Raw genomic sequence first — 14,808 nt, 5'->3', positions numbered from 1 at the left:
TTGATTTGTAGGCCGGATAAGGCGGTTACGCCGCCATCCGGCAAAGGAGAGAACGATGTTTGATTTACTCCTGCGCCATGCGCGTCTGGTCGATGACACGCTGACTAATATTGCCCTTCAGGATGGCAAAATCGCGGCGTTGGGTAACGTTGATGGTTCGGCGCTGAAAACCATTGACCTGCGCGGCGAATGTTACGTTAGCGCGGGTTGGATTGATTCTCACGTTCACTGCTACCCGAAATCGCCGATTTACCACGACGAACCGGACAGCGTGGGTATTGCCACTGGCGTAACCACCGTAGTGGATGCCGGGAGCACTGGCGCTGATGATATTGACGATTTTTACACGCTGACCCGTGGCGCGGCCACCGAAGTATATGCGCTGCTGAATGTTTCACGCGTTGGGCTTATTGCCCAAAACGAGCTGGCTGACATGGCCAACATTGACGCCGATGCGGTGCGGCTGGCGGTGAAACGTCACCCGGACTTTATCGTCGGCCTGAAGGCGCGCATGAGCAGCAGCGTGGTAGGGGTTAACGGCATCACGCCGCTGGATCGCGCCAAAGCGATGCAGGCGCAAAACGGCGACCTGCCGCTGATGGTGCACATCGGCAACAACCCGCCAGATCTGGATGAGATCGCCGAACGCCTCACTGCGGGCGACATTATTACCCACTGCTACAACGGTAAGCCGAACCGCATTCTGACGCCGCAAGGTGAGTTGCGGGCGTCAGTGACGCGGGCGATTTCACGCGGCGTGCGTCTGGATGTTGGGCATGGCACCGCCAGCCTGAGCTTTGCGGTGGCAAAACGCGCTATCGGCCTGGGTATTTTGCCGCACACCATCAGCTCCGATATTTACTGTCGCAACCGTATCAGCGGCCCGGTGCATTCCCTGGCGAATGTAATGTCTAAATTCCTCGCCATTGGTATGTCGCTTCCGCAGGTCATTGAATGCGTTACCGCCCATGCTGCCGATGGTCTGCGCCTGAAACAGAAGGGGCGACTGCAGGTCGGTCTGGATGCCGATTTAACCCTCTTTACGCTTAAGCGCCAGCCAACCGTGCTGGTAGATGCAGAAAACGACAGCCTGCAGGCTGAACAACTGCTGGTGCCGCTTGCCGCAATACGTGCAGGTAAGGGCTATATGACCGAACAAGGGAGCGCGGAACATGCCTTCGATTTTTGAGAAATACAAATTAAAACAGGTGATTAACACATCAGGCCGCATGACGGCGCTCGGTGTCTCTACGCCGCGACCCGAAGTGGTTGAGGCCGCGATGGCGGGGATGAACCAATACTTTGAGATGAAAGACCTGGTGAATAAAACCGGTGACTACATCGCGAAATTGCTGGAAGTGGAAGGGGCAACCGTTGTCTCCTGCGCTTCGGCCGGGATCGCCCAGTCGGTCGCGGCTGTGCTGGTTAAAGACAGCGACTGGTTGCTGGAGAACCTGCACGTCACGCCCATCGACAACAACGAAATCGTGTTGCCCAGAGGCCACAACGTCAACTTTGGCGCGCCGGTGGGCACCATGGTAGCGCTTGGCGGCGGCAAGGTCGTAGAAGCCGGTTATGCCAATGAATGTTCCGCGGCGCAACTGGCAGCGGCCATCACACCGCGCACCGCGGCCATTCTGTATATCAAATCTCACCACTGCGTACAGAAAAGTATGCTCAGCGTGGAGCAGGCTGCGGTGGTGGCGCGCACGCATAATCTACCGCTGATTGTGGACGCGGCGGCGGAAGAAGATTTGCAGTGCTACTACCGCGTGGGCGCAGATCTCGTTATCTACAGCGGCGCGAAGGCGATTGAGGGGCCAACCAGCGGTCTGGTGATCGGTAAAACTCAATACGTTGAGTGGGTAAAACGTCAAACGGCGGGTATTGGCCGGGCAATGAAGGTGGGTAAAGAGGGAATACTTGGCCTGACCTGCGCTATTGAACTGTACCTCAACGCGCAGAAAGAGAGCGGTGCGGAAATGGTCGAGAAAATGACGCCGTTTATTAATGACTTGAATCAGCTTCACGGCGTAAGCGCCCGCGTGGTGTGGGACAGTGCAGGGCGCGACATCGCACGCACGGAAATTAAGTTTGACGAAGCGGTAACCGGGATCGCCACGGGCGAACTGGTCGACGCGCTGAAGCAAGGGGAGTACGCGATTTACTTCCGCGGTTACAAAGCCAACGAAGGCATTATCGAAGCCGATGTACGCAGCGTTGATCGCGCGCAACTGGAGATTGTGGCCCGTCGAATTGGTGAAGTGATTTCGCAGGAGAAAAAAGCATGAAACTGATCCCTAATTTTTATCGCGACCGCGTCTGCCTGAACGTACTGGCAGGCTCCAAAGAAAACGCCCAGGAGATTTACGCGGCGGCGGAAGGGCACGTGCTGGTTGGCGTACTGTCAAAAAATTACCCGGATGTCGCAAGCGCGGTAACGGATATGCGTGAATACGCGGCGCTTATCGACAATGCGCTCTCCGTGGGGCTGGGGGCGGGCGATCCTAACCAGTCGGCGATGGTCAGTGAAATTTCCCGTCAGGTGCAGCCACAGCATGTTAATCAGGTCTTTACCGGCGTGGCGACCAGTCGCGCGCTGCTGGGCCAGCAGGACACGGTGGTCAACGGTCTGGTTTCGCCAACCGGTACGCCGGGACTGGTAAAGATATCCACCGGTCCGCTAAGCAGCAAAGCGCCGGACGGCATTGTGCCGGTAGAAACCGCCATTGCGCTGCTCAAAGATATGGGCGGTAGCTCAATTAAATACTTCCCAATGGGCGGCCTGCAATGCCGTGACGAGTACATCGCGGTCGCCCGGGCCTGCGCGCGTCATGACTTCTGGCTGGAGCCAACGGGGGGGATCGATCTGGATAATTTCAGTGAAATCCTGCAGATCGCCCTCGATGTCGGTGTGAGCAAAATCATTCCTCACATCTATAGTTCGATTATTGATAAGGTGAGTGGTAACACCCGTCCGGACGACGTACGCCAACTGATGGCGATGACCCGGGCCTGCGTAGGCTAATTGACAGATGAGGAAACTGACGTGCGATTCCCCAACCAACGTTTAGCGCAGCTATTTGGCATGTTGCAAAACGAAGCGCTTCCACAGGACGAGCTGGCGCAGCGGTTGTCGGTTTCCACACGCACCGTACGGGCGGACATCACCGCGCTAAACGCGCTGCTCACCCAGTATGGCGCGCAGTTTGTCCTCAGCCGGGGTAACGGTTATCAGCTCAAAATTGACGATCCGGCAAGTTTTCATACCCTGCAGACGCAGCAGCCCGACTCGTTGCTGCGTATCCCACGCACCAGCCAGGAACGGGTTCACTGGCTGGTGGTTCGCTTTCTGACCTCGGCCTTTTCGCTGAAGCTGGAAGATTTGGCTGATGAATGGTTTATCAGTCGCGCGACGCTGCAAAACGATATGGCAGAGGTGCGCGAGCATCTGCAACGTTATCATCTGACGCTGGAAACGCGCCCGCGACACGGCATGAAGCTGTTCGGCAGCGAGATGGCGATCCGCGCCTGTTTGACCGATCTGCTGTGGATGCTGGCACAGCAGGATCCGCAGCACCCATTGGTGACGGAAGAAGCATTGAATGCCGGGCTTCCTGAGCGGCTGCAACCCGTTTTGCAGGACATTTTCGCCCGTTTTCATATCCGCCTGACCGATGAGGGCGAGCTGTTTTTGCGCTTGTACTGCGCGGTGGCGGTACGGCGGATTAGCGAAGGGTATCCGCTACCGGAATTTGCCGCAGAAGAAGCCGAGCAATCTGTATGCCTGGCCACACGGGAAATCGCGGCGGTATTGCATCGGTTGGCGGATAAACCGCTCTCCATTTCTGAAGAGAACTGGCTGCAGGTGCATATTGCTGCTCGCCAGGTTCAGGAGATCGCTCCCAGTGCCATCAATGCGGATGATGATGAAGCGCTGGTCAATTACATCCTGCGGTTTATCAACAGCCAGTACAACTACAACCTGTTGAATGACAAGCAGTTACATGCCGACCTGCTGACGCATATTAAAACGATGATCACCCGGGTGCGTTACCAGATAATGATCCCTAATCCGCTACTGGAAAATATTAAACAACACTATCCGATGGCATGGGATATGACGCTGGCCGCCGTCTCGGGATGGGGCAAATATACGCCTTACACCATCAGTGAAAATGAGATTGGTTTCCTTGTCCTGCATATCGGCGTTGGGCTGGAACGTAGTTACAACATTGGTTATCAAAGGCAACCGAAAGTTCTGCTGGTATGCGATGCCGGAAATGCGATGGCACGGATGATTGAAGCGGTGTTGGCGCGTAAGTATCCGCAGATAGAAATCGTCGATACCGTGACGCTGCGCGACTACGAACAGCGGGAAAGCATCAGCGAAGACTTCGTGATTTCGACCGCGCGGCTCGGAGAAAAAGATAAGCCTGTGGTGATGATTGCGCCGTTCCCTACCGATTATCAACTGGAGCAGATTGGCAAACTGGTGCTGGTCGACAGAACCCGTCCGTGGATGCTGAACAAATTTTTCGATGCCGCCCATTTCCGCGTTATCGATGGCCCAATGGATCAACAAACGTTGTTCAATACACTATGCCGTCAGCTGCAGGATGAAGGCTTTGTTGATGCGGAGTTTCTTGATTCGGTGGTCGAGCGTGAGGCCATCGTCAGCACTATGCTGGGTGACGGCATCGCCCTGCCGCACTCCCTCGGTCTGTTGGCAAAGAAAACGGTGGTCTACACCATTCTCGCCCCGCAGGGTATTGCCTGGGGCGATGAAACGGCGCACGTGATCTTCCTGCTCGCCATCAGTAAAAGCGAGTATGAAGAAGCAATGGCGATTTATGATATTTTCGTCACTTTCCTGCGCGAGCGGGCCATGACGCGACTCTGCGCGTGCCGGAATTTCACCGAGTTCAAAACGGTCGCCATGGAGTGCGTGAGTCGCTTTTAAAGACGCTGCGATTATCCTGCAGCGTCGTCTCCTGCAATCGTTCCCCCCTTAATTTCAAGGGCATCACATCACGGCACAACGGTCATTACCTGGCCGGGGAAGCTAATCTGGATCACGCCGCCCCACATGCAGATCAGCTTTGACTGGGCGGTGAGTGCGGGCATATTTCCCACTAATACCGTGGGTGAGCCCGGCGCCCAGGGGGCCGGTGTGGCGGGGATACACGGCATTGGCGTCAGCACGCCGAGCGCCGCCGCGGTTGCGGCTGCAACGGTCGGGTTAGCGATGCTGTTGCACATCCCGAACGGCAGAATGTTTACAAACGGTTTGTTATCCATAATATTCGCCATCGGCAGGTTGTTGACGATGGTTCGGCTGGTGGGCAACACGTTCAGTGTAGCTGGCGCAATGCCAAACGAGCATTGCAGCATCGCGCCAGTACATACGGCAGGACAACTCATGGCAGTACCCCCAATTGTTTCCACAGTCGGCGAGCGGACTCATCGCCGCTAATCAGTTCATTGAGCAATTCAGGTAGCGGCGTATTCCCCCAGGCAAAGGCGCGATAGAGCAGATAAGGCACCGGGCTGTGTGGTTCAGTACGCGCCAGGTAATCCGCGACCTCTTTAATCATCCGATACGCTTCCCCGCGGTGGGCAAATGCGGCGGGATTACCAGGCGCTGGTGCCGCTTCTTGTACGACAGGCTGTGATGGGGCTGGCAAGTTAGCCCCCAATGCTTGCAGGCAGGTTTTAATTTTTTGTTCCAGCGGATTGAAAGACGGTGCGGATGCTGCGGGCCAGCCCTGACATACGGTATTAAGCCGCGTAAGCCATTCAAGACTTGCTGTTAGCGCCGTAACGATCGACTCTTCCGCCCCAGGTAGGGGAACGTCTGATAATTTTCCCTGCTGCCACTGTGATAAGGAGATATGCTCTCCATTCGCTATAAATAGCGGAGCTTCGGCGACCAGAACGGCGTAATGCTGCGCCATCCAGCAAAGTGGGGCGGCGCGATAATCATAGTCGCCCTCTTTGATTTTTGGGTGCAATTCCTCTGGATAACGCTCCAGCGCCAGCGTGGCCAATGCCAGCGCATCGGGCAAAGACGTTAAGCCTTGTGACCGAATCCATGCCTCACCCAGCCAGCTCATAATCACCAGATCCTTGCTGAGCGTTTTTGTCAGCGACGTGGCGATCTGTGCGACGGCGTCCCAGTCAGCGCGTCGCGGCGTGCTTTGCCAGACGCCCGTGGGCAGCGTTTCGTCATCCTGCTGGCGAGCGGCGACCAGTCGGTCGAACTCTGGTGAATAGCGGATCGCGTCTCCGCACGGTTTATCCGCCTGAATAGGCGTCAGTAATGCCTGAATATGTTCCATCATTTTCCTTGTGATAATCCCTGTTCGGTAAGCGGTACCCACGGTAGCAGCGCTTTGCCCTGTGCATCCAACAGCGCGATCTGCCAAAAGACGGTGGTTTGTAACTGTTGCTGACCATCTCCCACAGGAAGCGAAAAGCGTAATGGCAGCGGTTGCGCCAGCGCGCCGCCGACGCGCTGTTGTTTGATCATCCTCAGCAGTGACCATGCCCCCTGCCAGCGCCAGCGACCAGTATCACCGCTTACCGTTACACCTGTCTGTGACAGACCTGGCATTGGTCGCCAGGCGGAGTTTGTTGCCCAGCGTAGACTAAAGTTCAGGCTGTCTCCGCTACGCCAGTGCAGATCCGTCGTGCCGCCGGGGTAGCTTATTGCCTGTTGATTGCCGGTAAGCCGCCAGTCGGCAATTTGGTCAGCGCCGACCTCGCGGTGACGAGAGGTGCGCCAGATAACGCGTAACGTAACCCCTTCCGGACTGACCAGCGCGGAAAGTAATGGCTGCGCCGCCGCCAGTTGTTGAATCAATGGCGGCTGCGCAGAGAGCGTTTCTGGAGGGAGCTGCGCGAGTAAAGTCGTGAGTTCGCGAACCCGATCGACATCGGCATCCGGTGCCTGTGGCGCGGCGGTAAAGGGGAAATGCCCCGCCAGCCAGACGTTGTACAGTGTGAAGATTTGCCCCACCGTGCCAATGCTCGCCTGCTGGCGTAGCTGCTGGCATGTTTGCTGCGATGCGTTTACCAGCGCGTTCAGCGATTGGCTGTAAAAATCGTTACCGCCGGAAGTGGTGAACTGCGCCAGCTCGCTCTGACAATTCTGAGCGGAAAGCGTGGGCAGCGCGGCGGCAAGCGTGGTCATTTGCATCGGCGGACTACCAGGATCCTGTTGTTGCAGGCGCTGCATTGTGGCCAGTGAACTGCTCCAGCGGACGATAAGCTGGTTTTCCGTCGTGGTAAGCCATGGACGCTGTTTGTCGAGCCAGTCGATATCCTGCTGATAGCGGGTCAATGCGCCGGAGATTTGCGCGGCTTGCGCGTTGGCCCAACCGGCAATCTTCTGCCCGCTGATCTGCGCCTGCTCTGCCGTGGCGTAATTCACGGCGGGAGGGGCGATCGCCGGCAGTAACGCGCCGCCGTCCTGGCGCACGCGGGCAATCACCTGGGCTGCGGCTTGCTGACGTAATGCGATGGCAAACTGAGGACGATTAAGCTGGTTGAACGCGTCAATGAGTTGATCCGCGCTAGCCGTACTGAGATTGCTATGGTCAGGTGACTCGGCTGCCCCCGAGTACAGTGCCTGAAGCATGGCGTTTTCAACTGCTTGCCGGGCCAGCATAGTGAGTTTGGGACGCCAGATACTGTCCGGAAGTTGTTGTATAAAACGCTCATATCCGCCAAATAGCGCCAGTGCCTGCTGGAGTTGTAGATTCCCGGGATAACCTGCTGTTCTGTCGGTCGGCAGGCTCGCCCCACGCTGCCAAAACGGTTGATTGAGCAGATCGCGCAGGCTTTTTTGCAGCGCGACAACATCCGGTGACACGCTGAACTCGCCTTCCGGCGACTGCTCGGTTAGTGAGGAGAAATGCAGACGGGAACCATCGACCTGTGCCAGAAAGCGTTGGCGCAATAAGGCTTCATGACGTAAAACGTCTTGAATCACATCATTGTCGATCAGTCGGAGCGTGCGTGCCTGGGTGAGGAGCTCATCCAACGGCAGCCGAATAGGTGAGTGAGTCGCATCGCGGCTAAGATTATTAATCGTAGTTAGCGTGGCCTGTAAACGGCTGACCTGACGGATTAAGGAACGCACAAATAGCGGAGTAACCCGTGAGTCATTGCTGAATAACGTCAGTAACTGTTCGAGCTGCTCTTCGTTGTTATCCAGACTGGTGTTGCCATAATTCTGCTCCAGCCAGCGCATCGTTTCGCGAGAAAAATACTCGCTGTTTCGCTGCGTTAATTCACTGGCGTCAGGCAACTTGAGGCGTGAAAGGTTGAGGGTGGCAATCATCCCATTCAGACGATCCTGCGACGGTAGCGATTCTGTATCTACGGTCACGCCCCAGATGCTGGCGCTGACGTTTGCCAGCGTCTGTATAGTGGGTTGCTTCACCTGCATTAATTGCAGTAATGGTAAATAACGCGACTCCATTTGCTTTGCCTGGCTAAGCAGGTGCTGAATCTGGCGGTAACGCTCCTCGGGCAGTAGCTCCTCCTGCTCTGACATCTTCTCACTTTGACTTTGCAGACAGATGCTGTTGGTCGCAGGTAATAACAGGCTGGCTAACGTGGCGTTATTAAAGGTATCCCGTAATTTTGTGTCGGTATGGCTGAACAAGGAACCGGGCCAGACAACAGATCGAAACTGCCACTGTGGAATACCGTTAAGCACTCGCCAGTACAGTGCGGTGGATCGTTCGCCGGCGTTATTGGCGCGCAGGGTTTGTGTGGCCAGCACTTGCAGACGATCGTGTAGTAAAACGGCGTTGGTATGTTGGTATTGCCAGCTCCAGATCATTGCCGCCAGCCAGATAACACAAAGACAGCTATAACAGGCGAGGGTAATGAAATGGCGGCGCAGATTCAGGCGCAGCAGGCGGCGGACCGGGAGCGCCAGACCACGCTCGGCGGCAATTTTGCCGCTCAGTAGCGTCTGGCAAAACTGCATCCGTGGTTTATCATGGGTTAGCGTACGGGCGACAAACCAGATCCCACGCAATAGTGGAGGTTCATCGCGGGCGTTGCTGTTAAACAGAGAATCGAAATAATCATGCAGCGGGGCGGCTAGCGGCAGGAGGTTTTCCGGCAGACGAAACAGATCTTCCGGCGTATTTCCCCGCAGCGCGCCGAGTTCCGTGATGAGCATGCGCAGTGAGCTTCGGGTATTGTCCAGCGCGCTGTCTATCCACTGTGGCTTCCAGATGGCCTCTCTGGCGACCGGGATGGCACTGCCGATGGGGCTGCGACGAGCCTCCTCCGGCAACATGGCTAACAAAGACGAAGCCCCTTCCAGTGCTTCTACACCGCTTATCAGCAGGTAGACCGGTAAACTCAACCCACATACTTGCTGTAGCTGTTGGCAGTTGTTCAGTAGGCTGGCGCGAGCGGCCTCATCGCCGTGCAACTCATCCAGCGACAGGGTGATAATCAGTGCGTCCAGTGGACGCTGCGGACGACTTTTCACCAATGCCGCGAGCATTTTTTGCCAGTCATTCTGGCGAATAAGCCGTTTTTTCCCGGTAGTTTGCAACGTTTGCGGCAGGCACAAAACACTACACTGAGGGTTAAACCACCATTGCCCGAACCAATACTCCTGGCCGTCGGTGAGTGACCAACTGCGACAAAGCAGACGGTTATCTTCTTCGTCGCCCAGCATCAGTATGCGCATACTGTTGTAAGGATCCTGACCGCCGCAGGCGCGCTGGATCTCTTTTTGCGCACGGATGAACGTATCGTTGCGGTATTCCCACTGCCACCAGACGCACCAGAGGGTCATCGCCAGCAGCACCAGCACAATAATCAGCAGAGTCAGCCAGTGTTGCATCACCTGGAATCTCCCTGGCAGGACTGGGTCACCGGGAAATCAGGCAACGTATTCACGCCGATAGCATCTTCAATACTTAGCCACAATCGTTGGCTTAACAGCAGCAGAGCGAGCAGTATGATGAGGGCAATCAGGTGCAGACGTGAGTTGTCAGGCAGGCGACGGTGTGCCGGAAGCTGTAATGGCGTTTCCAGTGCTGCAGATTCCATTCGCTGGGCAATATCGCTGAACCTGGCGTCATGCTGGAAAGCAAAATGCCATAGCAGGTGACAGGTTTCCTGGTGGGTCTGTGGATCAAAATCGTCACGCCGGGAACCGAACCCCAGCGTCAGGCAACGTAAATAAAGCGCGGCTAAATCGCGCTGTCCGGGGCTGCGCTCATTGAGTAACGCGGTGATCTTATGAGGGATCAGATCGCCGGCGCTATGGGTCTGCCACAAATGGTACTCCAGCGGGCAACTCTGCCAGAGTGAGAGGGCTGGCCAGTCGCCATAGAGTACAGATTCATCAATCAGCGCGACCAGGGCGTAAACCGCATCATCAATCTGCTGCTGAAAGGGGGTACCCAATTCACGGATTAGACGTCGGTTATACTCTGCCACCGCCTGACTGGCGTACTCAAAAGCCTCCGTGTGCAATTCATCAGGCGGCAGCGTGGTGCTTTTCCAGCATTCAAACTGCGCCAGCCAGCGAGAGAAGACGTCATCAAACAGACGGCAGGCAGGCATATCAGGATTCGTAGGCGTCATGGCGATCCTCCTGACGGTAAAGCATGATCCGCTGCGGCATGTCATCGGTTTCATGCAGCGGAGCAATGACCAGCGGCGTCTCTTTTTCAAACCACTGGGTGGTAAGCGTTAACGTGAACAGGGCGATACTGCTGTCGACTTCCCAGTCGCCGTGCTGTTCGGCGGACAGCGGAGCGAGTGTCATCCCATGCATTCGCTGACGACGCAAAACGGCCAAAAACGGTTGGCTGGCGATAAGGCTCTTTTGTAACCAGCTTTCTGCTCTGGAGGTGCTGCCAGCAGGCATCAGCAGACCAATCACCACCTGTTCTCCGGCATGGATATTCGCGGGGAGCTGAAGCGAAAACATGTTATCCAGTTTGCTGAAGTTGATCCGTTGATAGCGGCGATGAATATGCGCCAATTGATTTTTCAACATGGTGAAAAGGGAGGCGAATGCCGGCTGCATGTTTTGATAATCGAAGGTCGGCAGCAAGGGCAGGGTTTTATCCTGGGTCAGAATTGCCGTCTGCCCGAGAAATAAACACAGCGCGCGGTAAAGATCCTCAGGGTGTGGACGCCCACCGTTAATCATGCTTTCCAGCAGCGGTAAAGCCCCTTGAATACTTTGTAACGACAACGTTAGCCACAGCCAGTCATGGGTGCGTTGGCTCTGTTGCGCCAACTGCATTTCCCGGCTTAAAAACAGAATTTTTTCTCTTGCCTGTAAGCAGAGTTGTCGCGTGTTGCGGGAAAGATAGCTCTCTTCACTGACGCTGGGCGAGGGCGGAAACCAGTCGCTCTGACGAAATCCTGCTTCGGTATACACTATCTGAAGTAGCGGCAGACAGATTAAATCGGCGCGTTCATGCTGACAAACCAGGCGTGGTGCGGGCTGCCACAGCGAAATACTTTCAGGAAATTCTCCGCTGCTCAGATCCGGCATTGGGGCGCTGTTCGTTGAGCGATAGCGGCCATTCATCAACTGCCACTGTCCGGCGCGGTTTAGCGGCGGCAGCGCCAGCCAGAGAATATGTTCACTGTCCGGCGCGGCGGGGAGCAGATGTTGGCAGTCGAACTCCAGCGGCGAGTCGCGGCTGATATCGTACTCTACCGGCGTGCCGTCGGGCATGATTGCCTCAAGACGCAGGATACGCAGCATACCGGCACACAGTGCGGCTTCGTCGATATGTAGGTGGTTCACGCCCCAGAATCCGGGATTGGCGCACCGCGCCAGCATGGCGGGAAGCATTTCATTGCGCAGCGCCTGTAACTGGAAATGTTGCGGCAACATCGCCATCCCTTCGTACCAGCAGACCATTGCCGGAATCGTGCTCATAGTATCTTCCTTGTTCAGGGCGCCAGAATTGCCTCATCCGTCATCAGTAGCAGATGCAGTGAACTGACTTTATCCAGCCGGAGCCGGTGATCGCCTTCACTGCGATAACGCGCAAACAGTAGTGTTGCTTCTGTCGTAACGCCCTGCAGGGGATTTTCTTGCGCAACAAAACGTGAACCTGGCACCAGTTCCAGAGACCAGACGCGAAATCCGTCAGGGTTATCACGCAATAATTGTGATTTGGCATTAAACCACTGTGTCGCGGAGAGTGACTGGACGGTGGGTAACAGCGCGCTATCGGTAATAGCGACAATATCCACTGCTACCGGTGCGTTATCATTGGCATCCGGAACTGTTTCAATAATCACATCATTAAATGCCACACGGTTTTGCCACAATGAACAGCCGCTATTCAGTAACGTTAAGGTACTGAATAATATTAATATGGCCGAATGGCATATGCCGCTTTTCATATAAAGTCCTTTTATATTGTTATAAGAACGGTAATTAATGGTTGAGGTTTGTTTTTTGATTTAAATCATTATTCAGCGCGGATTATAAAATAAAAAACGTTTTACTTGATTTATTCACATGGTGAATTAGTTTTGTTGAAAATATCATTTCAGTGATTATTTATTTGTATCTTATTGATTTTAATTGGTTATTTAATTGCTTTTGATTTTTATCAAAGCGGCAATCCTGGTGTAAAAACTGAAAAATTAAGTTGATATTTATTTTTTGTTGTGTTTTTTATATTGCATGTAGTTATTCAGAAAAATCTATTTTCGAATAATGGTGCGGCAAAAATAGCACCAGGGATACTATTGCAATAAAAAGGATTAAATATGGCAGAGAGCATTCAGCATAAACTCAACCGTATTAGGCCGCCGCGCGTGCAAATAACCTATGACGTGGAAACTGGTGGCGCGATTGAGAAAAAAGAACTTCCTTTGGTTGTTGGTATTTTAGCGGATCTATCCGGGCATCCAGCATCTCCACCGGCCAAATTACGTGAGCGCCGTTTTGTTGAAATCGATCGTGATAATTTCGACGATGTACTCTCTTCTGCCTCGCCTCGTCTGGCGATACAGGTTGAAAATCGTCTGGCTAATGATGGCAGTAAACTGAACGTAGAACTCCACTTCAACGAATTCGACGACTTTTCTCCTCTCAATATCATTAATCAGGTTAAACCCCTCCAACGTCTTTTTCTTGCCCGTCAACGCTTACGCGACCTGCAAACCAAACTGGATGGTAACGACGATCTGGATACGTTGTTGCAGCAGGTAGTCAATGACAACGCTGAGCTTCAGGCGTTAAGACCCATTGCTGAAGAAAAACCGACTGACAACGCGTAACTAAAAAGGGGAAGAACAATGGACAATGTTCAGGAACAAGCTGAAACCGGTGGGCAAACCGTTACGCTGAGCGTGCTGGACCGCATTATTCAGGAAGGGCGGATGGCGCGCGATGAGCTACAGCAGACCTACGCGCGTGACATGCTGGAAGAACTGGCTACGCAGATTCTTGATGAAGGGATGGTGATTGAAAGCGATACCGTAGCGATGATCAACCACCGCATCGCGCAGATTGACGCGCTCATAAGCGACCAGTTGAATGAAGTATTACATCACCCGGAGATGCAGAAACTGGAAGCCTCCTGGCGTGGCCTGCATCAATTTGTGATGAATACCGAAACCAGCACCCGGCTGAAATTGCGTCTGCTGAATGTGTCACGTAAGGAGTTGCAGGACGATCTGGAAAAAGCGGTCGAGTTTGACCAGAGCACGTTGTTCAAAAAACTGTATGAAGATGAATACGGGACTTTCGGCGGCAACCCTTACAGCGTGTTGGTGGGCGATTTTGAGTTTGGTCGACATCCGCAGGACGTGGCGCTGCTGGAGAAAATCTCCCAGGTGGCGGCAGCGGCCCATGCGCCATTTATTGCTGCCGCCAGTCCGCGCTTATTTGATATGGGATCGTTCGCTGAGCTGGGCGTCCCGCGCGATCTGGCGAAGATCTTCGAAAGCACCGAATTGATTAAATGGCGAGCCTTCCGCGATAGCGATGACTCCCGCTATGTCTCGCTGGTGTTACCGCATGTGTTGCAGCGTCTGCCGTACGGACCGGATACGGTGCCGGTAGAAGGGGTGAACTTCGTTGAAGATGTTAACGGCATGGACGCGAGTAAATACCTGTGGGGCAACGCCGCATGGGTGCTGGCTAACCGCATTACCGAGGCATTTGCCTTGTATGGCTGGTGCGCGGCGATTCGTGGCGCTGAAGGCGGTGGACTGGTGGAAGATCTTCCAGCGCATACCTTCTCTACGCCATCCGGCGATATCAGTCTGCGCTGCCCAACGGAGATAGCCATCACCGATCGCCGTGAGAAAGAGTTGAACGATCTCGGGTTTATCGCGCTGTGCCATAAAAAGAATACTAACACCGCCGCATTCTTTGGTGGACAAACGACTAATCAGGCAAAAATCTACAACACGCCGGAAGCCAACGCCAACGCGCGCATTTCAGCGATGCTACCGTACATCCTGGCCGCCTCGCGCTTTGCGCACTACCTGAAGGTTATTATGCGCGACAAGATTGGCAGCTTTATGAGCCGTGACGAGATCGAAAGCTACCTCAACAACTGGATTGCCGATTATGTCTTGCTCACCGACAGCGCCCCACAGGAGATCAAAGCGCGTTATCCACTGCGCGAAGCGCGGGTGGATGTAAGTGCAGTGCCTGGCAAGCCGGGGGTCTATCGCGCGGTTGTATTCCTGCGTCCGCACTTCCAGTTAGAAGAGTTAACCACCTCTATCCGTCTGGTCGCCGAACTGCCGCCACCGGCAGCCGCTTGATCA

General features: G+C 54.6%; 12 protein-coding genes. 6 read left to right on the top strand and 6 right to left on the bottom strand.

All coding sequences use genetic code 11. The annotated features are described in order from the left end of the window. The first annotated feature begins 55 nt into the window (after positions 1-55). From M4I31_RS21035 to M4I31_RS21020, 4 genes are read left to right on the top strand one after another with little or no spacing between them, the layout of a single operon-like run. Positions 56-1,189, top strand: coding sequence for an amidohydrolase/deacetylase family metallohydrolase (locus M4I31_RS21035; RefSeq protein ID WP_085048430.1), 1,134 nt, complete (start codon positions 56-58; stop codon positions 1,187-1,189). After that, on the top strand, positions 1,173-2,291 hold the full coding sequence (locus M4I31_RS21030; RefSeq protein WP_085048429.1) for a DgaE family pyridoxal phosphate-dependent ammonia lyase: 1,119 nt from the start codon (positions 1,173-1,175) through the stop codon (positions 2,289-2,291). The genes M4I31_RS21035 and M4I31_RS21030 overlap by 17 nt, the downstream gene beginning before the upstream one ends. After that, on the top strand, positions 2,288-3,028 hold the full coding sequence (locus M4I31_RS21025) for a KDGP aldolase family protein (RefSeq protein ID WP_085048428.1): 741 nt from the start codon (positions 2,288-2,290) through the stop codon (positions 3,026-3,028). The genes M4I31_RS21030 and M4I31_RS21025 overlap by 4 nt, the downstream gene beginning before the upstream one ends. 21 nt (positions 3,029-3,049) lie before the next feature. Then, positions 3,050-4,963 carry a BglG family transcription antiterminator gene (locus tag M4I31_RS21020; protein WP_085048427.1) on the top strand — a complete coding sequence of 638 codons (1,914 nt, stop codon included), beginning with the start codon at positions 3,050-3,052 and terminating at the stop codon, positions 4,961-4,963. A gap of 68 nt (positions 4,964-5,031) precedes the next feature. Here the strand turns inward: M4I31_RS21020 and M4I31_RS21015 are convergent, their stop codons facing one another. From M4I31_RS21015 to M4I31_RS20990, 6 genes are read right to left on the bottom strand one after another with little or no spacing between them, the layout of a single operon-like run. After that, a complete protein-coding gene (locus M4I31_RS21015) occupies positions 5,032-5,424 on the bottom strand; it encodes a DUF4280 domain-containing protein (RefSeq protein WP_085048426.1) in 393 nt (130 codons plus the stop codon). Beyond that, positions 5,421-6,344, bottom strand: coding sequence for an ImpA family type VI secretion system protein (locus tag M4I31_RS21010; protein WP_233593214.1), 924 nt, complete (start codon positions 6,342-6,344; stop codon positions 5,421-5,423). Before M4I31_RS21010 ends, M4I31_RS21015 begins: the two co-directional genes overlap by 4 nt. Then, on the bottom strand, positions 6,341-9,880 hold the full coding sequence (locus M4I31_RS21005) for a type VI secretion system protein (RefSeq protein WP_201745927.1): 3,540 nt from the start codon (positions 9,878-9,880) through the stop codon (positions 6,341-6,343). Before M4I31_RS21005 ends, M4I31_RS21010 begins: the two co-directional genes overlap by 4 nt. Beyond that, positions 9,880-10,629, bottom strand: coding sequence for a DotU family type IV/VI secretion system protein (locus M4I31_RS21000; RefSeq protein ID WP_085048423.1), 750 nt, complete (start codon positions 10,627-10,629; stop codon positions 9,880-9,882). Before M4I31_RS21000 ends, M4I31_RS21005 begins: the two co-directional genes overlap by 1 nt. Next, positions 10,610-11,947, bottom strand: coding sequence for a type VI secretion system baseplate subunit TssK (gene tssK / locus M4I31_RS20995; protein ID WP_085048422.1), 1,338 nt, complete (start codon positions 11,945-11,947; stop codon positions 10,610-10,612). The genes M4I31_RS21000 and tssK overlap by 20 nt, the downstream gene beginning before the upstream one ends. A gap of 14 nt (positions 11,948-11,961) precedes the next feature. Further along, a complete protein-coding gene (locus M4I31_RS20990; RefSeq protein WP_038636684.1) occupies positions 11,962-12,420 on the bottom strand; it encodes a hypothetical protein in 459 nt (152 codons plus the stop codon). Positions 12,421-12,792: 372 nt separating this feature from the next. On the opposite strand from M4I31_RS20990, the gene tssB reads away from it, so the two are divergent. Together tssB and tssC are read left to right on the top strand one after the other, a co-directional pair. Continuing rightward, positions 12,793-13,305, top strand: a complete 513-nt coding sequence (tssB, locus tag M4I31_RS20985) for a type VI secretion system contractile sheath small subunit (protein WP_085048421.1) — start codon at positions 12,793-12,795, stop codon at positions 13,303-13,305. A gap of 18 nt (positions 13,306-13,323) precedes the next feature. Further along, positions 13,324-14,805: a type VI secretion system contractile sheath large subunit gene (tssC, locus tag M4I31_RS20980; protein ID WP_069324762.1), complete on the top strand. Its 1,482-nt coding sequence runs from the start codon at positions 13,324-13,326 to the stop codon at positions 14,803-14,805. The last annotated feature ends 3 nt before the right edge of the window (positions 14,806-14,808 follow it).

Origin of the sequence: Citrobacter sp. XT1-2-2 (assembly GCF_023516235.1) — a bacterium.
Classification (GTDB): Bacteria; Pseudomonadota; Gammaproteobacteria; order Enterobacterales; family Enterobacteriaceae; genus Citrobacter; species Citrobacter werkmanii.
The sequence above is the reverse complement of the archived record's forward strand: the minus strand, read 5'-3'. Positions and strand labels throughout refer to the sequence as shown.